Source organism: Pseudoclavibacter sp. RFBJ3, assembly GCF_002931375.1.
In the GTDB taxonomy this organism is placed as follows: domain Bacteria; phylum Actinomycetota; class Actinomycetes; order Actinomycetales; family Microbacteriaceae; genus Pseudoclavibacter.
The window spans coordinates 60,203-85,843 of record NZ_PSXZ01000001.1 but is presented as its reverse complement, the minus strand read 5'-3'; the positions used below and the strand labels follow the sequence as shown (position 1 = coordinate 85,843).

23 protein-coding genes are annotated in these 25,641 nt (G+C 70.4%); 6 read left to right on the top strand and 17 right to left on the bottom strand.

The window, feature by feature from the left end; all coding sequences use genetic code 11:
* Positions 1 to 44 precede the first annotated feature (44 nt).
* The 8 genes from C5E07_RS00415 to C5E07_RS00380 form a co-directional block, all read right to left on the bottom strand.
* A complete protein-coding gene (locus C5E07_RS00415) occupies positions 45 to 1,601 on the bottom strand; it encodes a PepSY domain-containing protein (RefSeq protein WP_104298001.1) in 1,557 nt (518 codons plus the stop codon).
* Positions 1,559 to 2,797, bottom strand: coding sequence for a Dyp-type peroxidase (locus C5E07_RS00410; RefSeq protein ID WP_104298000.1), 1,239 nt, complete (start codon positions 2,795 to 2,797; stop codon positions 1,559 to 1,561). Before C5E07_RS00410 ends, C5E07_RS00415 begins: the two co-directional genes overlap by 43 nt.
* Positions 2,797 to 3,414, bottom strand: coding sequence for a copper chaperone PCu(A)C (locus C5E07_RS00405; RefSeq protein WP_104298252.1), 618 nt, complete (start codon positions 3,412 to 3,414; stop codon positions 2,797 to 2,799). Before C5E07_RS00405 ends, C5E07_RS00410 begins: the two co-directional genes overlap by 1 nt.
* Positions 3,415 to 3,481: 67 nt before the next feature.
* On the bottom strand, positions 3,482 to 4,189 hold the full coding sequence (locus C5E07_RS00400; RefSeq protein WP_104297999.1) for a copper resistance CopC family protein: 708 nt from the start codon (positions 4,187 to 4,189) through the stop codon (positions 3,482 to 3,484).
* Between the two features lie 140 nt (positions 4,190 to 4,329).
* Positions 4,330 to 5,166 (bottom strand): hypothetical protein, encoded by an 837-nt coding sequence (locus C5E07_RS00395; protein ID WP_104297998.1) that lies wholly within the window; start codon positions 5,164 to 5,166, stop codon positions 4,330 to 4,332.
* A gap of 22 nt (positions 5,167 to 5,188) precedes the next feature.
* Positions 5,189 to 6,508, bottom strand: coding sequence for a glycosyltransferase family 2 protein (locus C5E07_RS00390; protein ID WP_104297997.1), 1,320 nt, complete (start codon positions 6,506 to 6,508; stop codon positions 5,189 to 5,191).
* Positions 6,505 to 7,206 (bottom strand): lysophospholipid acyltransferase family protein, encoded by a 702-nt coding sequence (locus C5E07_RS00385; RefSeq protein ID WP_104297996.1) that lies wholly within the window; start codon positions 7,204 to 7,206, stop codon positions 6,505 to 6,507. The genes C5E07_RS00390 and C5E07_RS00385 overlap by 4 nt, the downstream gene beginning before the upstream one ends.
* Positions 7,207 to 7,260: 54 nt before the next feature.
* On the bottom strand, positions 7,261 to 7,857 hold the full coding sequence (locus C5E07_RS00380) for a hypothetical protein (protein ID WP_104297995.1): 597 nt from the start codon (positions 7,855 to 7,857) through the stop codon (positions 7,261 to 7,263).
* 170 nt (positions 7,858 to 8,027) lie between these two features.
* On the opposite strand from C5E07_RS00380, the gene C5E07_RS00375 reads away from it, so the two are divergent.
* Positions 8,028 to 9,074, top strand: a complete 1,047-nt coding sequence (locus C5E07_RS00375) for an alpha/beta hydrolase (RefSeq protein WP_258063719.1) — start codon at positions 8,028 to 8,030, stop codon at positions 9,072 to 9,074.
* Between the two features lie 224 nt (positions 9,075 to 9,298).
* Here the strand turns inward: C5E07_RS00375 and C5E07_RS00370 are convergent, their stop codons facing one another.
* The 3 genes from C5E07_RS00370 to C5E07_RS00360 form a co-directional block, all read right to left on the bottom strand.
* Complete coding sequence (locus C5E07_RS00370) at positions 9,299 to 10,321, bottom strand: ABC transporter substrate-binding protein (RefSeq protein ID WP_104297994.1); 1,023 nt, start codon at positions 10,319 to 10,321, stop codon at positions 9,299 to 9,301.
* A gap of 71 nt (positions 10,322 to 10,392) precedes the next feature.
* Positions 10,393 to 11,211: an amino acid ABC transporter ATP-binding protein gene (locus C5E07_RS00365; RefSeq protein ID WP_104240008.1), complete on the bottom strand. Its 819-nt coding sequence runs from the start codon at positions 11,209 to 11,211 to the stop codon at positions 10,393 to 10,395.
* Positions 11,208 to 12,305: an amino acid ABC transporter permease gene (locus C5E07_RS00360; protein WP_104298250.1), complete on the bottom strand. Its 1,098-nt coding sequence runs from the start codon at positions 12,303 to 12,305 to the stop codon at positions 11,208 to 11,210. The genes C5E07_RS00365 and C5E07_RS00360 overlap by 4 nt, the downstream gene beginning before the upstream one ends.
* A gap of 340 nt (positions 12,306 to 12,645) precedes the next feature.
* On the opposite strand from C5E07_RS00360, the gene pcp reads away from it, so the two are divergent.
* Positions 12,646 to 13,287: a pyroglutamyl-peptidase I gene (pcp, locus tag C5E07_RS00355; RefSeq protein ID WP_104297993.1), complete on the top strand. Its 642-nt coding sequence runs from the start codon at positions 12,646 to 12,648 to the stop codon at positions 13,285 to 13,287.
* Between the two features lie 8 nt (positions 13,288 to 13,295).
* On the opposite strand, the gene C5E07_RS00350 is transcribed toward pcp, so the two are convergent.
* The 4 genes from C5E07_RS00350 to C5E07_RS00335 form a co-directional block, all read right to left on the bottom strand.
* Positions 13,296 to 14,357, bottom strand: a complete 1,062-nt coding sequence (locus tag C5E07_RS00350; protein WP_104297992.1) for a sulfate/molybdate ABC transporter ATP-binding protein — start codon at positions 14,355 to 14,357, stop codon at positions 13,296 to 13,298.
* Positions 14,354 to 15,175: an ABC transporter permease gene (locus C5E07_RS00345; RefSeq protein WP_104297991.1), complete on the bottom strand. Its 822-nt coding sequence runs from the start codon at positions 15,173 to 15,175 to the stop codon at positions 14,354 to 14,356. Before C5E07_RS00345 ends, C5E07_RS00350 begins: the two co-directional genes overlap by 4 nt.
* A gap of 11 nt (positions 15,176 to 15,186) precedes the next feature.
* The gene (modA, locus tag C5E07_RS00340; RefSeq protein ID WP_104297990.1) at positions 15,187 to 15,996 is read right to left on the bottom strand and encodes a molybdate ABC transporter substrate-binding protein; all 810 of its coding nucleotides are present in this window, start codon (positions 15,994 to 15,996) and stop codon (positions 15,187 to 15,189) included.
* A 213-nt stretch (positions 15,997 to 16,209) separates the two neighbouring features.
* Positions 16,210 to 17,643, bottom strand: coding sequence for a hypothetical protein (locus C5E07_RS00335; RefSeq protein WP_104328142.1), 1,434 nt, complete (start codon positions 17,641 to 17,643; stop codon positions 16,210 to 16,212).
* A gap of 137 nt (positions 17,644 to 17,780) precedes the next feature.
* Here C5E07_RS00335 and C5E07_RS00330 point away from each other — a divergent pair, with 137 nt between their 5' ends.
* Positions 17,781 to 18,821: a Gfo/Idh/MocA family protein gene (locus C5E07_RS00330; protein WP_104297988.1), complete on the top strand. Its 1,041-nt coding sequence runs from the start codon at positions 17,781 to 17,783 to the stop codon at positions 18,819 to 18,821.
* An 88-nt stretch (positions 18,822 to 18,909) separates the two neighbouring features.
* Positions 18,910 to 23,688, top strand: coding sequence for an NAD-glutamate dehydrogenase (locus tag C5E07_RS00325; protein WP_104297987.1), 4,779 nt, complete (start codon positions 18,910 to 18,912; stop codon positions 23,686 to 23,688).
* Positions 23,689 to 23,721: 33 nt separating this feature from the next.
* Here C5E07_RS00325 and C5E07_RS00320 read toward each other — a convergent pair whose 3' ends face one another.
* On the bottom strand, positions 23,722 to 24,210 hold the full coding sequence (locus tag C5E07_RS00320) for a Fic family protein (RefSeq protein ID WP_104297986.1): 489 nt from the start codon (positions 24,208 to 24,210) through the stop codon (positions 23,722 to 23,724).
* Positions 24,210 to 24,449, bottom strand: a complete 240-nt coding sequence (locus C5E07_RS00315; protein ID WP_104297985.1) for an antitoxin VbhA family protein — start codon at positions 24,447 to 24,449, stop codon at positions 24,210 to 24,212. The genes C5E07_RS00320 and C5E07_RS00315 overlap by 1 nt, the downstream gene beginning before the upstream one ends.
* Positions 24,450 to 24,578: 129 nt before the next feature.
* Here C5E07_RS00315 and C5E07_RS00310 point away from each other — a divergent pair, with 129 nt between their 5' ends.
* Together C5E07_RS00310 and C5E07_RS00305 are read left to right on the top strand one after the other, a co-directional pair.
* Positions 24,579 to 25,046: a nuclear transport factor 2 family protein gene (locus tag C5E07_RS00310; protein WP_104297984.1), complete on the top strand. Its 468-nt coding sequence runs from the start codon at positions 24,579 to 24,581 to the stop codon at positions 25,044 to 25,046.
* A 5-nt stretch (positions 25,047 to 25,051) separates the two neighbouring features.
* Positions 25,052 to 25,615, top strand: a complete 564-nt coding sequence (locus C5E07_RS00305; protein ID WP_104297983.1) for a TetR/AcrR family transcriptional regulator — start codon at positions 25,052 to 25,054, stop codon at positions 25,613 to 25,615.
* Positions 25,616 to 25,641: the final 26 nt, after the last annotated feature.

Below are 25,641 nucleotides of genomic sequence, written 5' to 3'. Positions count from 1 at the left end.
GAACCACCGACATTCTTGGTCCGGTCCGACGACACGCTCGAAACTCACCGCTGAAGATGAGGAGTTCTGCTGCGCTCCCTTCCCCGACGCCGACCCCGACGCCGACGCCCGACCACACCAACGGCGAGGTCGACCAGCAGGAACGCGGCGAGGCTGGCTCCCATGAGCGGCAGGAACACTCCGACCGCTGCCGCACCCGCCAGCATGAGCAGGACGCCCCACCACGGCGCGCGCCGGAGCGCTCCCCGCGGTGGAGACGCGCCGACACGACGCGACGGGTCGTGCTTCGGGCGCCGCTGCCACCACATGGCATAGCCCCACACGACCATCGCCGCGATGCCGATGGCGACGGCGAACAGCACGAGCTGGTTGGCGAGGCCGAACATGGAGCCCATGTGCAGGTCGATGCCCCATCGGCTGAGCTTCGCGACCGGCCCGAACTCGGCGAAGTCGACCCGGTCGACGACCTGCATCGTCGCGCCATCGATGGCCACCGCATCCACCTCGGTCGGGAAGCTGCGCTGGATCTCCTGCACGACCCATGCTGTGCCCGGCTCGGCCGGCGGCCTGATCTCCACGAGCCCCGTGTTGACGTTCACCTCGCGCGCGACCGAGAGCACCGAGTCGTAGGCGCGCGGGCTCAGCGCTGCGACGTCGGCACTCGGCGTCGGCGCACCGTGACCGTGCCCGTGCCCGTGCCCGGCGTGCCCGGTGTGCTCGTCGTGCTCGTCGGCAGCTGGGCCGCCCACGCCGTCGAGGCTCGTACTGACCGACGGCGTCGTCCAGCCCACGGCGGCGCGCAGCTCACTGAAGTTCGCCCCGCCGTACTGCGACCAGGTGATGCCCGTGACCGACAGGAAGAGCGCCCCGGCGAGCACCCAGATGCCGGTGGATGCGTGCAGGCTGCGCGTGCGAACGAACCCTGTCGCAGCGAGGTTCGGCCGCAGCAGCTCGCGCTGCTGCGACGCCCGCTTCGCACTGCGAGCCCGCAGATACCTGGTCGCCCAGAGGCCAGCTCCGGCGAGTGCGACGACCCCGAGCCAAGACGCCGCGAGCTCGCTGTAGAGCCTGCCGGCATCGCCGAGGTGGAGGCTGCGGTGCAGGTCGGAGACCCAGGTTCGGAACGGCAGGGAGCCCGAGGTGCCATACACGGGCAGGTCCCCGCGCACCTCGGCGGTCGCGGGATCGACGAAGACGGCTCTGGTCGTGCTCTCCCCCAGCCCGGAATCCGCGTACATGACTCGCGTCGTGTCGCCGGGTTCCGGGGCCGGCCGCACCGCGACGATCGCCGGGGCTGCACCGTCCGCACCGTCCGCACCGTCCGCGATGTAGGCGTCGGCCGCCTCGATCTGCTCGGCGAGCGGCAGGACCTCGTCCGCCGTCGGCGCGTGCAGCTCGCGGTCGTACACGAGCTGCTCGATCTGCGGTGTCAGCGCGTACAGTGCGCCGCTCAGCGCCGCGATGAGGATGAACGGGCCGACGAACACGCCGGCGAAGAAGTGGAGGCGCATCAGCAGCTGAACGAACCAGCCTCGCCGTGGAGTCGGACGCGCAGAGCTCACGCGAGGATCCCCTCTCCGATGTAGCCGCCTTCCGCGCATCCGGGTGGGATGGCGAACACCGCGGAGCCGATCGGCGTCGTCCACTCGTTGAGCAGATCGAGCTCGTCGAGGCGCCGCTGCACGGGCACGAACTGCGCATCCACGTCCGCCTGGAAGGAGATGAAGAGCAGGCCGGAGTTCGAGATCTGCTCGCCGCTCGGGGCGTCGTCGTAGTTGTAGCCGCGGCGGAAGAACCGCTCCGCCGTGTTCTCCGACCGCGCCCGCCGCAGGTGCGAGAACTCGGCGATGACGGGGAATCCCGCGGCGTTCTTGGCGGTGAAGTCGGGCTCGTCGTGCTCCTGGGCGCCGGTGAGCGGGGCACCGTTCGCGAGGGTGCGCCCGACCGACTGCTCGCGGCCGCTGCGGTCGAGCCTGTCCCACTTGTCGAGGTCCATGCTGATGCGCCGCACCACCATGCCCGTCCCTCCCGCGAACGCGCCTTCCGTGATCCACACGAGCTGCTCGAAGTCGACGGTCGGCGGCGCGGGGTTGACGGTGCCGTCGACCTGCCCGAACAGGTTCCGCATCGTCGTGCCGGATGCCTCGGAGCCGCGTGCCCGGCGGAACCCGGGCTGCGTCCACCGCACGGTCGCGAAGCTGCGGGTGTCCTTCAGCAGCATCCGCAGCGCGTGGGCGACGGTGAACGGGTCGTCGGCGGCGACCTGCAAGAGCAGGTCGCCGTCGTTCCACGCGTCCTCGAGGCGGTCGATCCCGAAGGCGGGGAGTGGCCGCAGCCAGGCGGGGGCCCGCGTCGAGGAGGTGGAGGCGCGGCGGACGAACTCCGGCCCGAACCCGAACGTGACCGTGAGGTTCGCGGGGACGTGCGCGAGCTCGGGTTCGGAGTCGGCGAGCGCCGGTTCGCCACGCGCGAGCCTCGCCGCGTCGTCGGTGAGGAGCTGCATGAGGCGGCGCAGCGCGTCGCGGTCGGTGCCGTCGCGCAGGTCGAGGGCAACGAGTGTCGCGTGCGCCTGTGGCGGCGTCGCGATGCCGGCCTGATGCTGGCCGTAGAACGGGACGGTGTCGTCCCCCGGCAGGGGAACGGAAGCGCTGTCGTCCTGGCTCGCAAGGGGTGCCACGAGGCGGAGCGCCTGGTCTGCGCCGATGGCCGCGGCCGCGCCGAACCCGGCGACAGCTCCTCCGAAGAGGAGCTGCCGCCGGGTCGGGCGGGTGCGACCAGGGCTCTGGTCGCCGTGCATCAGCTGTTGTCCGCGTGGTCGCTGTTGTCCGCGTGGTCGCTGTGGTCGGCGTGGTCGCTGTTGTCCATCTCCATGTCGCCGCCCATGTCATCCATGTCGCCGTCTTCGTAGGTCTCGTTGGCGCCCGCGTAGTCCTTGGCAGGGGCGGTGAAGTCGAGCGTCGAGTCGTCCGAGAACGTGAGGGTGAACGTGATCTCGTCCCCCGCGACGATGGGCTCCGGCAGGTCCATGAGCATGATGTGGTTGCCGCCGGGCTCGAGGGTGAGCGCTTCGCCGGCGGCGATCGTGAATCCGCCGCCCTTCTCGCGCATCGTCATCTCACCGGTCTCGTTCGCGACGGTCTCGTGCAGCTCGAGGGCGGAGGATGCCGGGCTCGCGACCGACACGATCGTCACGTCCCCCGCCCCCGTGTTCTCGATCTCGCCGAATGCGGCGGACATGCCGGAGTCCTCGGCCTTGACCCAGGTGTTCTCGACGGTGACGGAGTCGGCGGCGGGCGTCGCTGAGTCGGCATCGGCCCCGGTCGCGGTGCTTGCCGTCGCGCACCCCGTGAGGGCGAGCGCCGCGGCCGCGAGGAACGCCGCTGCTGCGAGGGGGCGGGTGGTGGTCGCGGTCATGCTGGTCATGCTGGCCACGAGTGGGGTTCCTTTTCGGGAGGAGAAGTGAAGGTGTTGCGCGGCCGAGTCAGCGCGCACCGGCGTCGCCGTCCTGCTGGGCGCCCTTGCGGGAGCGGACGATCACCCAGGCGACGCCGAGCGCGACGACCGCGCCCAGCCCGCCGATGAGAAGCAGCCGCGGCACGTCGAACGCCGACCGGGAGGTGACCTCGGCCGTGGGCTCGGTCGTCGCGCCGGAGTCGGACTCCGAGGCAGGGGCCGAATCGGCGTCCGGCACGGCCGCCTCGCTCGGCGCCGGTGTGGCGGCCTCGGCGGCGAGCGCATCCGCTGCACTCGCGTCGCCGACCGTGAACGGGATCGTGCCGGTGATCGGGTGCCCGTCTGACGAGACGACGCGCCAATTGATGGTGTACGTGCCGTCCGGCAGCGCATCGTCGATGGTGCTCGTGACCTCGGAGCCGTCGATGACCGGTTCGCCGGTCGCCCGGGCGGTGCCGTCGGCGTCCTCGAGGACGATCATCGGCCCGATGTCCATGATGTCGGCGGAGTAGCGGAGCGTGACGTCGGCGGGTGCCGCGTCGAGCGCCGCCCCCGGCGCTGGTGCGCTCTCGATGAGCTGGTCGTGCGCCTGCGCGGGGGCCGCGCCGGCGAAGCCCAGGAGGCAGGCCACGAGCAGCGCGAGCACTGCGGCGGCCGCGCGGAGGGCGCGCTTCGGTTCGGTGGTCGGTGGGAGGAGTGCTTGGGTCGTGGAAAGGGAAGTTGAGTCGATTGACATCTCGAGAATTCCTCGGGTCTGTCCGACCGCACGCGAACCGAGCGCGCAGAGGGCGCGCGGCTGCCGCGGACGGAGAAAGTTCGACGCCGACCCGCACCGGAGTGCCTCCCCCGTGGAAGAGGAGGTGAGGGAATGCGGTGCTAGCTCGGGGTCGCGAACGTTGAGGGTCGCTGGGGCGCGGGCGGGCCGCGTCGCGGCTGCGTGCGCCCGGCGCGAACCGTCAGCGACGGCACCCAGGGCAGGCCGAGTGGCGCCGAGTCGACGGTCGCCATGGGGCGCGCGCCTCGGGCGAGGAGGAGGAAGATCGTGCGCAGCAACGGCAGCAGCAGTTCGACTGCCGCGTCCTTCGCCCTGGCGAGGCTCGCGACGAGCGTCTCGCCGAAGAAGAGGGCGAGGGCCGTCAGCACCGCGGCCACGGCGTGCATCGCCCACATGAGCGCGCCGTCGTGGGCCAGGTGCAGCGCCGCGCCAGAAGGAGCCGCGCTGCCCGCGCTCGACGCGAAGTCAGCCATGGCGGAGGCTGCGGCGAGCTGGCCGTGGCCGGCGTGCGCATCCGCCGCCGACCCCGCGCCGACGGTCGCGGACGGCGTGCCGAGCACGAAGAGCGTGTGGAAGAGGAACTGGCTGGCCCCGACCGACAGGGCCAGCCGCAGCGAGTCGGTGCGGATGCGCGCGAGCAGCAGGCACGCGAGCACGGCAAGGCCGAACGGGAAGGCGACGCCGAGGAGGCCCGGCATCCCGCCACCCGCGAGGACGTGCGAGGCAAGCGCGATGAACGTGGAGACGGAGGCGGCGACGAACGCGAGCTGCACGCGGCGGACCCGGGCGGCATCGCGCGGGCGCTGATCGACGGGCGCGGCCAGACCGGCCTCGACGTCGAGATCGGTGCCGAAGTCGAGATCGGTGTCGAGATCGAGAACGGTGCCTCGCAGCTCCACTTCACCCATGGTGGGTGTCAGGAGGCCGGTCGAGGTCACCCCTCAAGTCTAGGCGGCTCTTCTACGCCTCGTAGACGCGGCCCTTCCATGCGACACGGCGTCGCCCGGCCAGCGCGTAGACGGGCAGCACGAGCAGCGGACTGATCGGGCCCAGGATCCCCTCCGCCAGGTCGAGCGGCCGGTATCTCCCTGTGATGACGCTCACGAGGGTGCGATCGAGCAGCCCGGCGATGCGGACGAAGTGCAGGATGCGGGCGGTCGCGCCCCTGCCCGCGCTGGCTTGGGCACCCGGCCACACGCGCAGCACCCAGGGCAGCGTGTAGACGCAGACCGTGAGGAGGCTCGTCACCGCCATGAGCGCTCGCGAGCCGTGGTGGAGGCCGAGGAGCGACTTCGCGAAGCCGCGCACGGAGCTGCCGTAGCCGTCGTACATGCGCACGGCGATGGCGGTTCCGCCGCGCGCGACGACAACCCGCCCGCCAGCGGCGCGCATCCGCTCGGCGAGGCGCATGTCCTCGACGAGCTCCCCGCTCACGGCGGTGTGGCCGCCGATGCGGTCGTAGGCGGCGCGGGTGAACGCCATGACCTGGCCGTTCGCGACGACCGGCGCGCGCCGGTGCTGCAGGGCCACGGGCACCGAGCCGAGCACGACGGCGTCGTTCAACGGGGTGATGAGCCGTTCGCCGAGCGTCCGCGTCTCCTGGCGCGGGAACACCGTGAGCAGATCGGCGCGGGACTCGCGCATGGTGGCCATCAGCGCATCGAGCGCGCCGGGGCTCCAGCGCACGTCGGCGTCGGTGAACACCAGCACGTCGCTCGGGTGCCGCGCGACGGCGTCTGCGTCTGCGTCTGCGTCGGCTGCTTCAGGATCTCCTGACCAACATCGGTGCGATTCCGAGTGTTCTCGGCCCGCAGCGGGCGCTGCCGGCGGATTCTGCACTGAAGTTGGACACTGGCTTGCGCGACCAGCGGGACCGGGAGCGGCACGACCGGGAAAAGGAGCGGGAGCGGGCGCAGCTGCCTCTGCGAGCTGCGCGCACGACCAGTTCTTGCCCGTCCAGCCGTCGGGGCGGGGCGCGCCGCCGAGCACTCGAGCACCAGCCAACTCGCTGAGGGCCCTCGTCGCGTCGCTCGACTCGTCGTCGAGCACGACGACCTCATCGGCGCCCTGCCCGAGGAACCCTGGCAGCGTCTCCCGCAGGGTCGCCTCCTCGTCGCGAGCCGGGATCAGGAGCGAGACGCGAGGGGCCGGCCGTCGAGCTGGTGCGCCGGCCCGCAGGCTCGGCTGCGTCAGCAGGTTCGCGAGCAGCACGACGGCCCGGGCACCGAGGTAGGCGAGCGCGATTCCTGCGACGGCGCGGCTCGCGAGCCCCCGGTTCACCCGCTGCCCCTACCGCGCGCCCCGCCGCGGCGCATCCCGAAGCCCTCGGGCCTCGTCAGGTAGGCGAGCATCCGCCCCGCGATCCCGACCCGGTCTCGGCGGAAGCGCTGCGCGTCGAACACGACCCGGTACCCGGGGAGCGGGCGGGCGGGATCGGCGGCGTCGAGCGCCCGGTCGAGCTCGTCGAGCATCGACGCGAGCGCCGCCCGGAGCTGCTCCGGGCGCACCGGTGCGCCGAAGCGGATGAACGCCTCCGGCTTCGCGGCGCCCCGCAGGACGACGCGGACGGCGACGGGCACAAGCGGCACCCCAGCTCGCTCCGCGACCCACTCGGCACCAGGGTGCAGGGCGGACAGGCCGCGTCCGGCGCGCAGCTCACCCTCGGGGAAGATCAGCGCCCAGTCGCCCGCACGGGCGCGGGCGACGAGGGTGCGGAGCGCGCGCGGAGGCACGGCCCCGACCAGCCTCAGGAACGGGAAGCGCTGCAGCTGCTCGTCGCCCATCATGACGGCGACGTCCGAGCCGACGTTCCTGGCGAAGAGGCCGATGAGATAGGCGTCCCACCAGGAGCCATGGTTCGCGGCGAGCACCGCCCCGCCCGCCGGAGGCATGCCCGTGACGGCGATCGAGAGCAGCCCCGTCCGCACGTCGCGCACAGCGCTGCGCACGAGCAGTGCGCGGGCCAGGCGAAGCATCATGGTGTGCCCGACGCTATCGCAGGCGAGGGAGCGACAGGCCGGTCGGGTGGATGCTCACCAGCCGCGCAGACCCGCGGCGACGACGCCCCCGACGACGAGCAGGAAGACCAGCAGGTCCGTCCAGGTGGCGACGAGCTCGTTCGTGCTCTTGCCGCGCTTCGCGAGGTGGCGCAGACCCGCGAGGCCGAGGTAGATCGCCCCAGGGAGCGCGCCGATGAGCCCCCAGCCGGGGACGAGCGACGAGACGAGTGCGACCACGCCGAGGCTGAGGTTGGCGAGGCCGAGCTCTTGGACGACCTGCGCGGTCGCCGCTCCGGTCTTCATCATCGTGTCGGTCGCGGCACCGGTTCCGGTTGCGGTTACGGTCCCCGTCTCGTCCCGCACGGCGGCGTCGTCGTCGGCGGCGTCGTCGTCGTCGTCGTCAGGAGCGTCTTCCGCGTCGTCGTGCGCCGCCCCGAGAATCGTCTGCGTGGTGCGCCGCGGGTTCGTGAGCTGGCTGATGCCGGCGACGATGAGGCGTATCCCCACACCCCAGAACGCGAACCAGATCCCGAACACGATGGCCGGGTTCCCGCCCGCGACGCCCAGGTGGACGCCGCCGAAGATCAGCGGCAGCACCACTGTCTGGAGGATCACGAGGAGGGCGTACATGCACGGTCCGATCGGCGTCGGGATGCCCGCAGCACCACTGCCGATCTGAGCGGTCAGTGCTGCATCGCTGCATCGAGGGAGGGGTGATCTGCACGCTATTGCATGCCGAGTACCGCCGACAACACGGCGACGTGCGTTTACATGGACCGCGGTACTGAAAGAATGGCCGGGTGAGCATCCACCCGAGTGTCACGCCGAAGAAGCCCTGGTACCGCCGGAAGAGCAGGACGGTGCCCCTCGGCGTGCTCTCGGCCGGGCTCGTGGGCGCGATCATCTGGGTGTCGACCCCCTGGCCAGCTGCCATGCTCATCCGCGCCCTGTTCGAGCTCGACGCGAAGCGCACCATCACCGAGATGGAGTCGTTCGCGCCAACCGCCGACACCCTGCAGGCGCAGCTCGACGTCCCCTACGGCGACGATGGATCGGACACGAGCTTCGACCTGTACTCCCCCGCTGGCACGAGCGAGGCACTGCCGACGGTCGTGTGGATCCACGGGGGCGCGTGGATCTCCGGCGGCAAGCAGAACGTCGACCCGTACGTGCAGATCCTCGCCGCCGAGGGGTTCACGACGGTCGCCCTGAACTACACGGTGGCCCCCGAGGCCACGTACCCGACGGCGCTCACGCAGCTGAACGACGCGCTCGCGCACCTCATCGAGCACGCCGCCGAGTACAACATCGACCCGAACCGCATCGTCCTCGCCGGCGACTCCGCGGGCGCACAGCTCGCGAGCCAGCTCGCGACGCTCGCCACGAACCCCGACTACGCCGAGCTCGTCGGTCTGACGCCAGCGCTCGCCGGCGAGCAGATCGCCGGGATGGTGCTGAACTGCGGCATCTACGACGTGAGCGGCATCCCGGACGCGCCTGGCCTCGGCGGCTACGGCTTCCGCGTCGCGCTGTGGGCCTATCTGGGAGAGAAGGACTGGTCGCAGACGCCCGGCGGCCTCGAGATGTCGACCCTCGACTCCGTGACCGCCGACTTCCCGCAGACGTGGATCTCCGGCGGAAACGCCGACCCGCTCACCTCGAACCAGTCGCAGCCGTTCGCGGCGAAGCTGCAGGGGCTCGGCGTGCCGGTCACGACCGTCTTCTACCCGGACGACCACCAGCCCGCGCTGCAGCACGAGTACCAGTTCAAGCTCGAGGGGGCGGATGCGCAGAGCGCGCTCACCTCGACGATCGACTTCCTGAAGTCGGTCACGTCGGCTGCCTGACCGCCGCCTGCCGAGCCGCCCGCCGCGCGCAGCGCGCAGCGCCGCAGCCCAGCCAATAGGTCACTTTCACCCCGTTCTCGGCGTCGAAATGGGGCGAAGCTGACCTATCCGGCGGCGGGGTTCGTGGCGGCGTCGACGGAGAGCTGAGGGCGCGGCGAGACCCGCCGCGCCCTCAGCCTTCGAGGGCGCGACGGGTTCCGTCGCCATGGGGTGCGCGGCGATGGCTACTCCTCGCGCGGGAGGCCCGCGGGGTTCACCTCGGAGACGTCGATGCGCTCATCCTGCAGTCCCCAGCGGTCGAGGATCGCGTCGTACTGGCCGTTCTCGATGGCGTGGTTGATGACGATCGAGACGGCTTCGATGAGGCCGTTGTCCTTCGCGGTGCCTGCTGCGATCTGCGCGTTGGCGGGGAAGCCGCCGTTGAGGGTGCCGACGAGCTTCGTCTCGCCGTCGCTCGCAGCCTTGAACGCGGCGGTCGCGTTCGGGCCGAAGTTCACGTCGACTCGACCAGACTGCAGCGCGAGGGTGCCTGCCGCGTCGTCTTCGAAGTACTGGAAGTCGACCGGCTCGAGCCCTGCGGCCTTGTTCTCCTCGTCCCAGGCGACGAGGATCTTCTCCTGGTTCGTGCCGGCGCCGACGATGACGGAGAGGCCCGCAACGTCCTTCGCCTCGGTGATCGACTCGATCTCGCTGTCGGCCTTCACGTAGAAGCCGAGCACGTCCTCGCGGTAGGTGGCGAAGTCGAAGAGGTCCTTGCGCTCTTCCGTGACCGTCACGTTCGAGGTGATGAGGTCGTACTTGCCGGACTGGATGCCGAGGGGCCAGTCGGCCCAGGCGGCGACCTCGCCCTTCAGCTCGAGGCCGAGCCCGTCGGCGATGAGCTGCGCGAAGTCGGCCTCGCTGCCGAGGCGCGTCACGTTGTCGTCCTCGGCGAGGAAGCTGAGCGGCGGGATGTACGCGCTGCCGACGACGGTGAGCTTGCCCGTCTCGGCGGGCTGCCATCCGGAGGCCTCGAGGGCGGCGATGGCTTCTGGGACCGGGTCGATCTGCGGGCGGCCGTCGACGTTCGCGCTGGTCAGGTCGAACTGGATGAGGTCGCTCGCGGGGGCCGCGCCGTCTGGCTCTGCTGCCGTGACGGGGGCCGACTGGCCGTTGACGATGAGGGTCGTGGCGACGACGCCGATGACGGCGAGTGCTGCGACACCGCCGGCGATGACGCCGACCTTCTTCTTGTTGAGCTTTGCCATGGGTGGCACCTTTCGGGTACGTGCGTTGCTGAAGTTCTGGGGTGGGGGATGAGCGACGGGCCAGGGTGTGGCTAGAGCACCTTGCGGATGAAGTCCTGCGTGCGCGGATGCTGCGGGTTCGTCAGCACCTGCTCCGGTGTGCCCTGCTCGATGACGCGGCCGGCGTCGAGGAACACGATGCGGTCGGCGACCTCGCGGGCGAAGCCGATCTCGTGCGTCACGATGACCAGCGTCGTGCCGCCGTGGGCGAGTTCGCGGATGACGTCGAGCACCTCACCGACCAGCTCGGGGTCGAGTGCGCTCGTCGGCTCGTCGAAGAGGAGCACGTCCGGCTTGAGTGCAAGCGCCCTGGCGATCGCGACGCGCTGCTGCTGGCCGCCGGAGAGCTGCCGCGGGTAGTGGTGCTCCTTGCCCTCGAGGCCAACGCGCTGGAGGAGCTTGCGCGCCTGCGCCTCCGCGTCCGCTTTGGATGCTCGCTGCAGCGCCACCGGCGCGGCCGTGATGTTCTGCAGCGCCGTGAGGTGTGGGAACAGGTTGAAGTTCTGGAAGACCATGCCAACCCTCGTACGGCGGCGAAGCGTCTCAGCTTCGCGCAGCTCGAAGAGGCGGTCTCCCTTCCTGACGTAGCCGATGTACTCGCCATCGATGAGGATCGATCCGCCGTCGACGGACTCGAGGTGGTTGATGGTGCGCAGGAGGGTCGACTTGCCGGAGCCGGAGGGCCCGAGGAGGGCGACGACCTCGCCTGGTTCGATCTCGAGGTCGATGTCGTGCAGCACCTCGTGGGTGCCGTACGACTTGCTGACGCCGCACACGCTGACCTGCCCGGATGCTGCGCTGCTGCGTTCGAGTTCCGCTTCGGCGTTCCGGTTGATGGTTGCCTGGCTCATGCTTCGCTCACGTCCTTCCGTGCTGGTGCTGGCGCTGGTGCTTCTGTGGGGCGGGCTGGCGCGCCCGCGGGGATGCCGTGCTTCTTGCGGTCGAGCGCCTTCGCGCTCTCGGCCTGCTCTCCGTCCGGCTTCTCGGGGTCCTCGCGTTGTTTCTCTCTGCCTCCGCTTTGCTCACCGTCGTCGAGCAGCGCCCACTTCTCGGAGATCCACGCGCGCGCCTTCTGGATGGGCGTCGGCGGCAGCTCCCGGTGCGCGCCCTTCGAGAAGTGCCGCTCGATGTAGTACTGCGCGATCGAGAGGAGCGTCGTGATGATGGCGTACCAGACGACCGCGACGAGGAGCAGCGGGATGATGCGCTGGTTGCGGTTGTAGATGACCTGCACCGTGTAGAACAGCTCCGGCAGGGCGACGACGAACACCACGGAGGTGCCCTTGACGAGGCCGATGATCTCGTTGAAGGCGTTCGGCGTGATGGCGCGGGCCGCCTGCGGCAGGATGATGCGGAAGAAGCGGTACCGGCGGGGCAGGCCGAGCGCGGCGGATGCTTCGAGCTGGCCCTGGTCGACGGACAGGATGCCGGCGCGGATGATCTCCGCCGAGTAGGCGGCCTGGTGCAGGGAGAGACCGAGCGTCGCCGCGGCGAACGAGGAGATGAGCTGCACCGTCGGGAACTCGACGAGCCAGAAGTCGGTCGTGAAGGGCGTCCCGAGTCCGAGCGTCGGGTAGAGGTAGCCGAGGTTGTACCAGACCACGAGCTGCACGACGAGCGGCACGGACCGGAAGAACCAGATGAAGCTCCACGAGAACGAGTTCAGGAGGGGCGACTTCGAGAGGCGTGCGACCGCGAGCAGGGCTCCGAGGATGAAGCCGATCGCGCCGGAGAGCACCGTCAGCTGGAGCGTCAGGACAAGCGCGTTGAGCACGATCTGGCTGAAGAAGTACTCGCCGAAGACGTTCCACTCGTAGCGCTGGTTCGTGACGAGCGACCACGCGAACTGGGCGACCGCGAACACGGCGACGGCGGAGAGGATCCACAGCACCCAGTGCTTGGGGTGGACGACCTTGAGGTGCTCGCCCGGCCCGAGCGTCTGCATCCGCCGGCTCGCGAGTGGCTTCGCGTCGTCTGGCGGCGTCGACGACGGGCTGTCGGTGGTCGGTGCGGTGTCGAGTTGTGACATCGCGTTCTCCTCTCGGCGGACCCTCGATTCGAGGGGCTCACCCTCGATTTCGAGGGCATGTCGAGAAGGTATGGGCACGCGGATGCGGGGGCGACGGCCTCCCTTCACGGAAGTTCCGACACGGTCGCGCGGCGAAGCTCCGAGTCACATTCGGTCACCTGCTCGTCAGGTGAGGGGCCAGCGAGGGGTGCATCCGCGGCGTAGCGTTGAGGTCTCCCCCTTCCGGCCGCCCCACCCGCACGACAGGAGCCCCCGCATGCCGACCGTCCTCTTCACCGGCTTCGAACCCTTCGACGGCAACACGAGCAACCCGTCGTGGACGGCCGTGCAGGAGGTGCGCGATCGCTGGGACGGCGACGCGGAGATCCACGTGCGTCAGCTCCCCGTCGACTTCGCGAGGGTGGACGACGCGCTGCGGGCCGCCCTCGCCGAGGTCGACCCTGACATCGTGATCGCCGTCGGGCTCGCCGGCGGCACCGACACGATCAGGGTGGAACGGGTCGCGATCAACGTCGACGACGCGCGCATCCCCGACAACAGCGGCTTCCAGCCGATCGACGAGCCCATCGTGGGCGACGGCCCCGCCGCGTACTTCAGCACCCTGCCCATCAAGGCCGCGGTCGAGGCCGTGCGCTCGAGCGGCATCCCTGCCGTCGTCTCCCAGACCGCCGGCACCTACACCTGCAACCACGTCTTCTACCTGCTCCTGCACGAGCTCCGGCAGCGGGCCGGCGCACGCGGCGGCTTCGTGCACATCCCCTACTCCGCGGAGGAAGCCGTCGGCACCGACCGCCCCTTCCTGCCCATGGACCAGCTCGCGAGCGCGCTCACCGCCGTCGTGCGAGCGACCCTCGCGCACGAGAGCGACGTGCGGGTCGGCGGCGGCACCCTCGACTGAGCAGGGCCTCAGAGCCGGTACGCGATGGCATCGGAGGCGGCGAAGGCGAACCACACGCGAGTGCCGGGCGCCAGGTCGAGCTCAGCGACTCTGCCAGGCGGCACGTCGGCGGAGAACTCGGCGCTCCGGACCCGGATGATGTCCCCTCGCGGCTCGAGGTCCGTGACGATGCCGGGGAGCACGTTCCGTGAGGCGCTCGGCTCCGACGCTTCCTCGGTGGTGACGGCGACCTGCGTCGGCCGCACGGAGATCCCGACCCGCGTGCCAGCCGGGAGCGATTCGACGAAGCTCGCCGCGAGGCGCTGCCCGCCGTCGGCCCCGACGGAGGCGTCGTCGAGGGCGGTGCCGGTCACGAGGTTGAGCGCGGCGAGGCCGGCCGCGAACTGCGTGACGGGCCGCTCGAGCACCTCGCGCGTGGGGCCGACGTCGACGATGCGCCCGCCCTCGAGCACCACGACGCGGTCGGCGAGCATGAAGGCGTCGAGCACGTCGTGCGTGACGATGATCGTCGTCTGATCCGCCAGGACGTCGCGGAGCATCCGTCGGATCGCCGGCGCAACCGACACGTCGAGGGCTGCCATCGGCTCGTCGAGCAGGAGCAGAGCGGGGTCGGACGCGAGCGCCCGGGCGACGGCGATCCGCTGCGCCTGGCCCCCGGAGAGCTGAGCGGGCCTGCTCTGCGCCAGTCCTCCCGCATCGACGCGGTCGAGCCAGCTGGATGCGCGCGAGTTGGCCTCGGCACGCGAGCGTCCCTTGCTGCGCGGACCGAAGGCGACGTTGTCGAGTGCGGTGAGGTGCGGGAAGAGCAGCGCGTCCTGCGCGAGCATCGAGACGCCGCGAGCATGAGGTGGCAGCCAGCGTCCACGGCCGCGATCGCCGATGTCGAAGAGGACCTCGTCGTTGAGCCGGGCCGTGCCGGTGTCGGGGCGGACCAGGCCCGCGATGAGCGTGAGGAGCGTCGACTTCCCGGCACCGTTCGGCCCGAGCACCGCGACGGTCTCGCCGTCGGCGATCGTGAGCTCGACGTCGAACGCCCGCGCCCGCACCGTGGCGGCGAACTCGAAGCTCACGACGCGCTCCGCCGGAGCCGGAAGCCGTTGGCCTCGCCGGCCTGGTGGGCCACCGCGACCACGATCACCGCGACGGCGACCAGGACGAGCGACAGGGCGACCGCGGCATCCGGATCGGTTTCACGCTGGAGGTAGATCTCGAGCGGGAGGGTGCGCGTGACGCCCTGCAGCGAGCCCGCGAAGGTGAGAGTGGCCCCGAACTCGCCGAGCGCGCGCGCGAAGGAGAGGACCGCGCCGGAGATCACGGCGGGCAGCACGAGCGGCAGCGTGATGCGGCGCAGCACCGTGGTGGGCCGTGCACCGAGCGTGGCGCCGATCGCCTCGTAGCGCGTTCCGACGGTGCGCAGCGCCCCCTCGAGGCTGAGCACGAGGAACGGGAGCGCCACGAAGGTCTGCGCGAGGACGACGGCCGTCGTCGAGAACGCGATGGTGATCCCCATGGCCTCGAAGCTCTGGCCGAGGAGCCCGCGCCGACCGAAGGTGGCGAGGAGGGCGATGCCGCCGACCACGGGTGGCAGCACGAGCGGGAGCAGCACCAGGGAACGGAGGAGCTTCTGCCCCCAGAAGTCGGTGCGGGCGAGCACGATGGCCATGGGTACCCCCAGGACGACGCAGAGCACTGTCGCACTGAGGGAGGTGCGGAGGCTCAGCAGGAGCGCGTCGACCGACGACTCCGACGTGACGAGCGGAACGAACTCGGCCCAGTTCACGCGGGTGATCATCCCGATCAGCGGCAGCAGCACGAAGGACGCGCCGATGATCGCGACGGTCAGCACCCAGCCGGGCACGGCGGCAGCGGCGGAGCTTCTTCGTGGCACGGGATGCGTTCCTACGGCTGGCCGAACCCGGCGGTCGCGAGCACGTCCTGGCCCACCGCTCCCGTGACGAAGGCGATGAACGCCTGGGCAACCTCGGGGTTCGTCGACGCGGCGACCGGGGCGATCGGGTAGGTGTTCACGGCCTCGCTCGACTCGGGGAACTCGATGCCGGTGACGGCGTCTCCCGCGGCGATGATGTCGGTGACGTAGACGAGTCCGGCATCCGCTTCACCGGAGGTGACCTTGCCGAGCACGTCGGTGACCGACGACTCCTCACTCACCGGGGTGATGTCCACACCGGTCGCCGTCTCGACGGCGAGCGTCGCGGCACCGCACGGCACCTGGGGAGCGCAGACGACGGTCTTCGCCTCCGGCTTGGCGAGGTCCGCGAAGGTGGCGATGCCGGCCGGGTTGCTCGGCGGGACCGCGATCTCGAGCACGTTGGTGGCGAAATCCACCGGGGCGTCTGGCGCGATGAGGGTGGCATCCGTGAGCTTCGCCATGTTCTTCTCATCGGCCGAGGCGAACACGTCGGCCGGGGCGCCCTCGGTGATCTGGGTGACCAGGTCGGAGGAACCGGCGAAGTTCAGCTCGACCGTCACGCCCGGGTTGCTCGACTCGAACTCGTCGGCCAGCTCCGTGAACGTGCTCTTGAGCGACGCCGCCGCGAACACCGTGATGGATCCCTCGAGGGTGGATGCGCTCGCCGGGGCAGTTTCCGCGGCGGGGGCTGCGGGGGCGCCGCTGCCCGCGCAGGCCGAGAGGCTGAGAGCAACCGCCGCCGTCAGCAGCGTCGCCGCGATCTTCCTGGTGGGGGTCATGTGTCGAGACCTTTCGGGCAGCGGTTCGAAGATCGAGGTACGGGGGCTTCTGAGTGATCCTGGATCTGAGGAACCAGTTTGGCCCAGGGGCCGAACCTGCGCCACAAAGCTAACTCTACTGCCGCAGCTGCGGTTCTGCCGTGCCTGCCGGAGACCCGAGGGCACGCCGGCCGAAAGCACCCACGCACGACACCCCGCACCTCACGACCACCCCTAGAGCTGTGCGACCTGGATGCTCCAGGGCTGCGGGGTGCCGTCGATGCGCCTCGCTTCTTCGACCTCGACCACCATCGGACCCGGCTGCCAGGTGCGCGAGACGGTCTCGGGAAGCTCGACCTGCGTCAGCTCGGGCGTCGCCCCGTGCGTGGTGATCTGCAGCTTCCCGTAGTCGCCGGCGCTGATCGCGGCCTCCCCGCCAGCCCCCGTATAGAGGTACAGACCGGCGCCCTCACCGGAGAGGGTCGCATCGAACGTCGGAAGGACGTCGACGGCGGAGAGCGTCATCTCCCACACGCCACCCGAGATGACCTGGATGCTGTTGGTGGCCACGGGCGTCGGGTCTTCGCCCCGAGCCGCGGCGTCCGCACCGGCCGTATTCACGAGCCATTGCGTGGTGTCCCCCGGGATGCCGCTGCTGAACTCCACGTCCTCCGTGGCCTGCGGGTTCGCGACCAGGAAGGTGACGTCGCCCATGGTGTCGACGACCTCCAGCACCGCGAGCTCTCCGGCGCCGGAAGGAAGCAGGACGTCGATGTTCGCCTCCCCGTATCCGCTGAGCGGCACCCCTGGCTCGAGCGTGAGCTCTGGCACCGGATCGGTCACGACGGCGTCGCCCTCCAACCCGACCGGCGTCGACGTCGCGCTGCTCTCGGCGGCAGAGCTCTCCCGCGAGTCGGAGGCGAACTGCAGCAGCTGGATGCCGGCGGCCACCACGAACAGGAGGATTGCGAGGATCGAGACGGCGACGCCCTTGGCGCCCGAGCGGAAGCCGCGCCTGATGGACGGGGCCGCGAAGATCAGAGCCAAGACGATCCCGAACCAGAGGCCCACGAGGGCCGCGACGATCGCGGCGACGCCGGCACCCACGGCGAGGCCCGGCTTGAGCCCGGGCTGATTGCCGGTCGGCCTGCCACCCTGGCGAGCCGCGCGACCAGACGGCGCCGGCGGGAGTGGGGGTGGCGGGGCTTGCCCCGCGGTGGTGGGCTGCGGCGCGTCGGCCGCCTCGAAGGGAGCCGACACCGAGGGAGCCGCGGGCCCTGACCCGCGCCGCAGGGCGTCCTGCGAGCCGCCGTGCGTGTAGGCGAGGCCGCGCTTCGCGCCCTCCCCGACCCGGTCGAGGTCGTACGTGGCGCGCGCTGCGGTGCTCGTCGCGGCGCGCCCCTCATCGCGGGCGAGCTGCTCGGCCGCGCGCTGCGCATCCCGCGCCGACTGGCCAGCCGAGCGCTGGGCGTCCTGCGACGTCTGATCGAGGGCACGCTGCCCATCCTGCGCGCGCTGCGCGGCGGCCCGCTCGGCGTCCCTCGCCCGCTGCTCGCGCTCCTGCTCGATGCGGTCTGCGCCGCGACTCGCGGTGTCGGCCCACTGCCGCACGAAGTCAGGCGCCTTGTAGTCCGCCGGCGGCGTGTACCCGTTCTTGCTCTCCACCACGGTCGCACCCCTTTGTCACTGTCTGCGCCCATTCAACACCACACCCCCGACAGGCGAGCCGTTGTCACCCGGGCACCCCTGACGTAGCCTTGTCCTGTCATTAGAACGAATCACTGCAGCGCAGAATCGAGAGCACCATGAGCGCGTCCACCCCCGCACGCATCGGCGTCGTCGGCTACGGGGCTGGCGGCCACCGCTTCCACGTGCCCTACATCCAGGCCGTCGAGGGCTGGGAGCTCGCCGGCGTCGTCACCCGCTCAGCGGAACGCCGCGCGATCCTCGCCACCGAGGCACCGGGCGTGCCAGCCTTCGATTCGCTCGACGCCCTCCTCGGCGCCGGCGTCGACGCGGTCGTCATCACCACCCCGCCGGACACACGCCGCGAGCTCGTCCTGCGAGCCCTCGAGCGCGGCGCGCACGTCGTCGCCGACAAGCCCTTCGCGCCCACCGCGCAGGGAGCGCGCGAGCTGCAGGCAGCCGCGGAGCGCAGCGGTCGCATCCTCACCGCCTACCAGAACCGCCGCTGGGACACCGACCTCGTCACGCTCAAGCAGGTCATCGACGAAGGCCAGCTCGGGGACATCTGGCGCGTCTCCTCCCGCATGGACCAGGACGACTCCGGCACCCTCGAGACCGGCCCAGCCCACGGACTCCTGCGCGACCTCGGCAGCCACCTCGTCGACCAGATGGCCTTCCTCTTCGGCCCCGTCGAGCGCGTGAGCGCCCACCTCGACATCACCGAGGTGGACGGCGTCGAGGTCGACTGCGGCTTCGACGTCGCCCTCCACCACGCGAACGGCGTCTTCACCCGCGTCGCCTCCAGCAAGATCAACCACCTCGACGGCCGCGAGCTCATCGCGTACGGCGACCTCGGCGCCTACGAGTCGCGCATGGACGACGTGCAGACGGCGCAGATCGATGCCGGCCTGCGCCCAGCATCCGCCGCCGCCGGCTGGGGAGTCGAGGCCGAAGCCCGCTGGGGCACCCTGCACACCACCGAGGGCAGCCAGCAGATCCCGTCCGCGCGCGGCGACTACGCCGAGTACTACCGGATGCTCCTCGCCGCAGTCCGGGGCGAGTCCGCTCCCCCGGTTCCCATCGAGCAGGCCGTGCACACCGTCGAGATCCTGGATGCGGCACGCGAGAGCGCGCGCACCGGACTCACCGTGGAGATCTGAGCCGCACCCCTCGCCCCTCCACCCCGCTACCATCAAGGCACGGGGTGCGACGGCGGGCCAATGGGGGCTCGCCTGCGAAGGGGGAAGCATGATCCACGGAACCGAGTTCACCGGACTGCGCGAGGCGCTCGACGACATCGAGCCGAGCTTGCGGACCGGACTCGAACGGCTCATCGACGACGTCGACGCCGACGACATCGCCACGCGCGAGCCCCGCGACATCGTGGGCGCCGCGGCGACCATGCGCCGGCTCGCCACACGACGCAAGACGGGCGAGACCCTCATCGCCGTGTTCACGCCGACGCTCAAGGAAGAGGGCTGGAGCTCCCGGCGCACGATCGTCGACATCTGCACCGCGGATGCGCCGTTCCTCGTCGACTCCGTCACGGCGGCGATCGCGCGCCAGGGTCTCGCCGTGCACCTGCTCGCGCATCCCGTCGTCTCGGTTCGCCGCGACGACGACGGCGAGCTGCTCGAGATGCACGCCCACGGCGGCACCCTCGAATCGTGGATCCACCTCGAGGTCGACCGCATCCCCACCGAGGAAGGCCGCGACGAGCTCGCCGACCGGCTGCAGCACGTGCTCGACGACGTGCACACCGCGGTCGCCGACTGGCGGCCCATGCGCCGAGCCTGCCTCGACCTCGTCACCGACCTGCGCACGGAGCCGCCCACGAGCGTCGACGACGGCGAGGTCACCTCCGCCGTCGAGTTCCTGACCTGGCTCGCCGAGGACAACTTCACGTTCCTCGGCTACCGCGAGTACTCGCTCGAGACCGATGAGCGGGGCGAGGAGGTGCTGCGACCGCTGCCGCACACCGGGCTCGGCATCCTGCGCCGACCGTCCACCGCGACCACCCACCTCACCCCGGAGGCCCAGCGCACCGCCCGCGAGCCGCGACTCCTCACCATCACCAAGGCGAACTCCCGCGCCACCGTGCACCGCGACGTGTACCTCGACTACATCGGCGTCCGCAGCTTCGATGAAGCGGGCAACGTCACCGGGGAGCTGCGCTTCCTCGGCATGTTCACGTCCGTCGCCTACGCCGCCTCCGTGCTCACCCTGCCCATCGTGGGTGCCAAGGTGCGATCCGTGCTCGCCGCATCCGGCCACGCGCCGAACTCCCACTCCGGCAAGGACCTCCTGCAGATCCTCGAGCAGTACCCGCGAGACGAGCTGTTCCAGGACAGCACCGACCACCTCCACGCCGTCGCGTCCGAGATCAGCCGGCTGCGAGAGCGCAGGCGCTACCGCATCTTCCTGCGCCGCGACGAGTTCGGCCGGTTCGCGTCCGCACTCATCTACCTGCCGCGAGACCGCTACAACACGACCGTGCGCCTCCGCATCGAGCAGGAACTCCGCACCGCCTTCGACGCGAGCCAGGTCGATCACGCGACGAAGGTCGGCGACTCCCCGCTCGCACAACTCCACTTCGTCGTGCGCGCCGCCAAGGGCGTGCGCCTGCCAGAGGTCTCCGAGCAGGACATCCAGCCCCGCATCGAGCGCGCCATCCGCGGCTGGGATGAGGAGCTCGTCGACGCCCTCCACCTCGACCACGATGAGGAGCGGGCAGCCGAGATCCTGAGCACCTACGGCTCGGCCTTCCCCGAGGGCTACAAGGAGAACATCCCCCCGAGCGACGCGGTGAAGGACATCGCCCTCCTCGAGCAGCTCGACGAGGACACCACCTTCGCCGTGCACCTCTACGCGCCGGAAGAGGACGAGCCCGGGAAGCGCTACTTCACGTTCGCGTCGCACGACGTGTACCCGCTCACGATGGTGCTCCCCACCCTCACCGATCTCGGCGTCGACGTCGTCGACGAGCACCCGTACGTCGTCACGCTGCCGGACGGGCGCAACCTGCACATCTCCGACTTCGGGCTCACCGCGCCGAGCGCGTCCGTGTGGAACGACGCCGAATGGGGTGCCGAGCTCGAGTCGGTCTTCAGCGCCGTCTGGTCGGGGGCCGCAGAGAGCGACCGCCTCAACTCGCTGGTCCTCCTTGGCGGGCTGCGCTGGCGGCAGATCGTGATCCTCCGCGCTATCAGCATGTACCTGCGGCAGGTCGGCACCACGTTCTCCGTCGACTACATCGAGCAGGCCCTCATCGCCAACCCCGTCATCGCCGCCGACATCGTGCGGCTCTTCGAGACGAGGTTCGACCCGGACTTCGCCGGCGACCGAGAAGCGGCGCTCGCCGCGCTCGCCGGGCAGGTCCAGGAGGCCCTCGACAACGTCGCCAGCCTCGACTACGACCGCATCCTCAGCTCCATGATCGGCATCGTCGACGCCACCTGGCGCACCAACTTCTACCAGGTGGATGCGCAGGGCGAGCCCAAGTCGTGGGTGTCGATGAAGCTCGACTGCACCCGCGTGCCCGGCCTCCCGAAGCCCCACCCCATGGCCGAGATCTGGGTCTACTCGCCAGAGGTCGAGGGCGTCCACCTCCGCTTCGGCCGCGTCGCCCGCGGCGGGCTGCGCTGGAGCGACCGGCGCGAGGACTTCCGCACCGAGGTACTGGGCCTCGTGAAGGCGCAGATGGTGAAGAACGCCGTCATCGTGCCGACCGGATCGAAGGGCGGCTTCTTCGCGAAGCAGCTCCCCGCGCCGAGCGACCGGGGCGCGTGGCTCGAGGGCGGCCGATCCGCCTACCGCACCTTCATCCGCGGGCTCCTCGACATCACCGACAACCGCGACGGCACCGACATCGTGCCTCCGCCACGGGTCGTGCGCCACGACGGGGACGACTCCTACCTCGTCGTCGCCGCCGACAAGGGCACGGCCTCGTTCTCCGACATCGCGAACGGCATCTCCGAGGAGTACGGCTTCTGGCTCGCGGATGCCTTCGCGTCTGGCGGCTCGGCCGGCTACGACCACAAGGGCATGGGCATCACCGCCCGCGGCGCGTGGGAGTCCGTGAAGCGGCACTTCCGGGAGCTGGGCCACGACACGCAGACGCAGGACTTCACGGTCGTGGGCGTCGGCGACATGTCGGGCGACGTGTTCGGCAACGGCATGCTGCGCTCGGAGCACATCCGCCTCGTCGCGGCGTTCGACCACCGGCACGTGTTCGTCGATCCGACCCCGGATGCGGCGGCCACGTTCGTGGAGCGTCAGCGACTCTTCGACCTCCCCGGCTCCTCGTGGGACGACTTCGACCGCAGCGTCATCTCGGAGGGAGGCGGCGTCTTCCCGCTCTCCCAGAAGTCGATTCCGGTGACGCCGCAGATGCGGGAAGCGCTCGGCCTCGACGCCGACGTGCAGCGCCTGACCCCGCTCGAGCTGAAGAAGGCCGTACTGCTCGCCCCCGTCGACCTCCTCTGGAACGGCGCCATCGGCACCTACATCAAGGCCAGTGACGAGACGAACGCGGAGATCGGCGACCGCGGCAACGACGCGGTCCGCGTCGACGGCCATCAGCTCCGGCTGCGCGTCGTCGGCGAGGGCGGCAACCTCGGCGTGAGCCAGCGCGGTCGCATCGAGGCGGCCCTCGCCGGGGTGAGCCTCAACACCGACGCGATCGACAACTCCGCTGGCGTCGGCACCTCCGACCGCGAGGTCAACATCAAGATCCTCCTCGGCGCCGTGGAACGCGACGGCCGCCTCGACCGCGACGCCCGCAACGAGGTACTGCGCGCCATGACCGACGAGGTCGGCACGCAGGTGCTGCGCGACAACTACGAGCAGAACGTGCTCCTCGGCAACTCGCGCTCGAACGCCGCCAAGATGCTGCCTTCCCACAAGCGCCTCATCACGTGGCTGGAGGAACGTGACGAGCTCGACCGCGACCTCGAGTTCCTGCCGAGCAACGCCGAGATCAGGCGCCGCATGGACGAGGGGCGCGGCCTCACGAGGCCCGAGTTCTCGGTGCTCGTCGCCTACGCGAAGCTCGCGCTCAAGAGCGACCTCGCCGAGACCGACCTCGCCGAGGACCCGTGGTTCGCGAACACCCTCGCCGAGTACTTCCCGGCCGAGGTTCGCGACCGGTACGCGGACGACCTGCACGCGCATCCGCTGCGCCAGGAGATCATCGTGAACTCCGTCGTGAACTCGATGGTCAACCGCGGCGGCATCACCTTCGCCTACCGCGCCCAGGACGAGACGGGGGCGACGAGCGAGGAGATCGCGCGCGCCTACGTCGCCGCCCGGGAGATCTTCGACCTGCGCGGCTTCGTCGTCGAGATCGAAGCCACCGACAACCTCGTGCCGGCGTCCATCCAGACCGAGCTGTACCTCGGCTTCCGTCGACTCCTCGACCGGGCGACTCGCTGGATCGTGCAGCACCGGCCCGACAGCATCGACGTCGGTGCGGAGATCGAACGGTTCAGCGGCCCGGTCGCGCAGTTTGCCAGCCGGATGGGCGAGCTGCAGCAGGGCGAGGAACGCGAGCGCTTCGACGCCCGCGTGCAGGAGTTCGAAGATGCCGCCGTCCCGCGTGCGCTTGCGCTGCGCGGGGCCGGCCTCCTCGAGCTCATGCCGCTGCTCGACATCATCGAACGCGCGGACCAGCACGGCTGGGACCTCGAGGAGTTCGTCGGCCTCTATTACGTGCTGTCGGCGCGCGTCAGCTTCGACGACATGCTCGTGCGGGCGACGGCACTGCCGCAGGACGACCGCTGGGGGTCGATGGCGCGCGCCGCCATGCGCGACGACCTGTACGCGGTCATGATCGAGCTCGCCGCCTCCGTTATGACGCAGACCGAGCCGGCCGAGCACACCGCGCGCATCGACGCGTGGATCAGCCAGCTCGGCCCCAGCGCCACCCGCGCGCTCGACGAGGCTGCGGATGCGGTGCACGCTGGCGACGACACGGGTCTCGCCACGCTGTCGGTCGCGCTGCGGCGCCTGCGGTCGCTCGTGCGCTGATCGCGGGCGCGGGCGCGGCCTCGACGCCGGCCCTCACCGCTCAGCGGCGAGCGCGCGGAATACTGGCACGAGCGAGTCAGGCACCGGCTCGTAGGAGAAGCGATCGGGACCGGAGAATCGTGATCCCTCGTTCCACATGGCAGCCGTGGCCGCGAACTGGTCGATGTCGAGCTCCGACCAGTCGAGCTCGTCGATGATCCGGCCGGCGTCCTCGAGGTATCTGGGGATGTCGTCGAGCTCCGCGAACCCGAACTGGTCTTTGTAGATGGGCACCGTGCGGTACTCCCCTGCCCACTCGTAGATGTTCCCGAAGAGCTGCCTGTGGAGCGCTTTGACGTGTGCAGCGTCGTATGTCTTCGGGATCGACAGGGGACCCTCTTCGACGAGCGCCTGCTGCGCATTCGCCTCGGCGAACTCCGCCTTCGCCAGATCGGCCTTGTCCCGCAGCCCGAAGAGGTTGCGCAGCACGGAACCGCCCGGCTCCCAGAGGTACGAATCCCAGGCGGCGGAGTCGGCCGCCATCAGCTCGCGGCAGCGTGCGCGTGCGTGCGCTCGATCGCACCGGCGACTCGACGGTCGTACTCGGCCTTGTCGATCGCTCCGCGCAGCAGGTCAGTCAGGTTCTCGACGTCTTCGCGATTCGGCACCCAGCCCTCGTGCCAGCTGGAGGCGAGCGCGTTCACGACGATCTTGCGCTGCTGTGCGCTCAGCGGGGCGAAGAGCTCCGGCCAACGCTCCTGGATGTCGAATTCGACGGCCATCTCGAGCCTCTCGCTCAGTGGGCTCCAAGTCTACCAAGCAGCCCATCCCGCACCCTGGCTTTACCGATCGATACAGCGTACCCTCTGTACCAATCGGTAAAGAACCGGTGGCGACATCAAGGAGCTTCCATGGACGAGCGTCCGCCCCTTCCCCCGTTCACAGCGGAGACCGCTGCACGCAAAGCGCGGGCGGCCGAAGATGCCTGGAACACGCGTGATCCCGAGCGGGTCTCCCTGGCCTACACCGTCGAGAGCGCCTGGCGGAACCGTGATCGGTTCGTGAACGGGCGCGCCGAGATCGTGGCGCTGCTCACAGAGAAGTGGAGCCGGGAGCTCGACTACCGGCTCATCAAGGAGGTCTGGGCCCACGAGGGGAACCACATCGCCGTCCGCTTCGTCTACGAGTCCCACACCGCGACGGGGCAATGGTTCCGCTCGTTCGGCAACGAGAATTGGGAGTTCGATGAGGACGGCCTGATGCGTCGTCGACTCGCGGCGATCAACGACGTTGCGATCGACGAGGCCGACCGGCTCTTCCACTGGCCCCTCGGCCCGCGACCGAGCGATCACCCGGGGCTGACCGAGTTGGGCATCTGAGCGTCATGGCCAAGCCGTCGACGACTCGTGAAGCCGTGATCCCCCTCCTGACGGAAGCATTCCGCGAGCACGGATACGAGGGGGCCAGCATGGCCATCCTCCAGGACGCGACCAGCCTCGGCCGCGGGAGCCTGTACCACTTCTTCCCCGGTGGCAAGGAAGAGATGGCGGCGGCAGTCCTCGCCGATATCCAGGCATGGTTCGACGAGCGGATCTTCACACCGCTGCGCGCCACCAGCACCAACGCGGAGGAGGCGCGACGAGGCATCCACGCCATGATCGACGAGGTACGGGCCTACTTCCGCTCGGGTCGGCGCGCGTGCCTCCCCGGCGCATTCGCCACCGGCCGCGAACGCGACCAGTTCGATGAGGCCGTGCGCGGCTACTTCACCGAATGGGTCGACTCGCTCACTGCCGCCCTGGCCGCCGCCGGGTCGCCGGAGCCCCGCTCGCACGCGCTCCACCTGGTCGCTGCCATTCAGGGCGGCATCGTCCTCGCCCGCGCACTTGATGATCCCAACGCGTTCGACACCGTTCTCGACGCAGCATCGCCAGCGCGCAGGCGCTAGCGGCTCACTGCCGCTGGCCGTCACTC

Bases quoted from the DNA above. Each gene is read 5' to 3' on its own strand.
- C5E07_RS00415 (WP_104298001.1), bottom strand. From the start codon at position 1,601: ATGCGCGGAAGGCGGCTACATCGGAGAGGGGATCCTCGCGTGAGCTCT.
- C5E07_RS00410 (WP_104298000.1), bottom strand. From the start codon at position 2,797: ATGCACGGCGACCAGAGCCCTGGTCGCACCCGCCCGACCCGGCGGCAG.
- C5E07_RS00405 (WP_104298252.1), bottom strand. From the start codon at position 3,414: ATGACCGCGACCACCACCCGCCCCCTCGCAGCAGCGGCGTTCCTCGCG.
- C5E07_RS00400 (WP_104297999.1), bottom strand. From the start codon at position 4,189: ATGTCAATCGACTCAACTTCCCTTTCCACGACCCAAGCACTCCTCCCA.
- C5E07_RS00385 (WP_104297996.1), bottom strand. From the start codon at position 7,206: ATGATGCTTCGCCTGGCCCGCGCACTGCTCGTGCGCAGCGCTGTGCGC.
- C5E07_RS00380 (WP_104297995.1), bottom strand. From the start codon at position 7,857: ATGTACGCCCTCCTCGTGATCCTCCAGACAGTGGTGCTGCCGCTGATC.
- C5E07_RS00370 (WP_104297994.1), bottom strand. From the start codon at position 10,321: ATGGCAAAGCTCAACAAGAAGAAGGTCGGCGTCATCGCCGGCGGTGTC.
- C5E07_RS00365 (WP_104240008.1), bottom strand. From the start codon at position 11,211: ATGAGCCAGGCAACCATCAACCGGAACGCCGAAGCGGAACTCGAACGC.
- C5E07_RS00360 (WP_104298250.1), bottom strand. From the start codon at position 12,305: ATGCAGACGCTCGGGCCGGGCGAGCACCTCAAGGTCGTCCACCCCAAG.
- pcp (WP_104297993.1), top strand. From the start codon at position 12,646: ATGCCGACCGTCCTCTTCACCGGCTTCGAACCCTTCGACGGCAACACG.
- modA (WP_104297990.1), bottom strand. From the start codon at position 15,996: ATGACCCCCACCAGGAAGATCGCGGCGACGCTGCTGACGGCGGCGGTT.
- C5E07_RS00330 (WP_104297988.1), top strand. From the start codon at position 17,781: ATGAGCGCGTCCACCCCCGCACGCATCGGCGTCGTCGGCTACGGGGCT.
- C5E07_RS00325 (WP_104297987.1), top strand. From the start codon at position 18,910: ATGATCCACGGAACCGAGTTCACCGGACTGCGCGAGGCGCTCGACGAC.
- C5E07_RS00320 (WP_104297986.1), bottom strand. From the start codon at position 24,210: ATGGCGGCCGACTCCGCCGCCTGGGATTCGTACCTCTGGGAGCCGGGC.
- C5E07_RS00315 (WP_104297985.1), bottom strand. From the start codon at position 24,449: ATGGCCGTCGAATTCGACATCCAGGAGCGTTGGCCGGAGCTCTTCGCC.
- C5E07_RS00310 (WP_104297984.1), top strand. From the start codon at position 24,579: ATGGACGAGCGTCCGCCCCTTCCCCCGTTCACAGCGGAGACCGCTGCA.
- C5E07_RS00305 (WP_104297983.1), top strand. From the start codon at position 25,052: ATGGCCAAGCCGTCGACGACTCGTGAAGCCGTGATCCCCCTCCTGACG.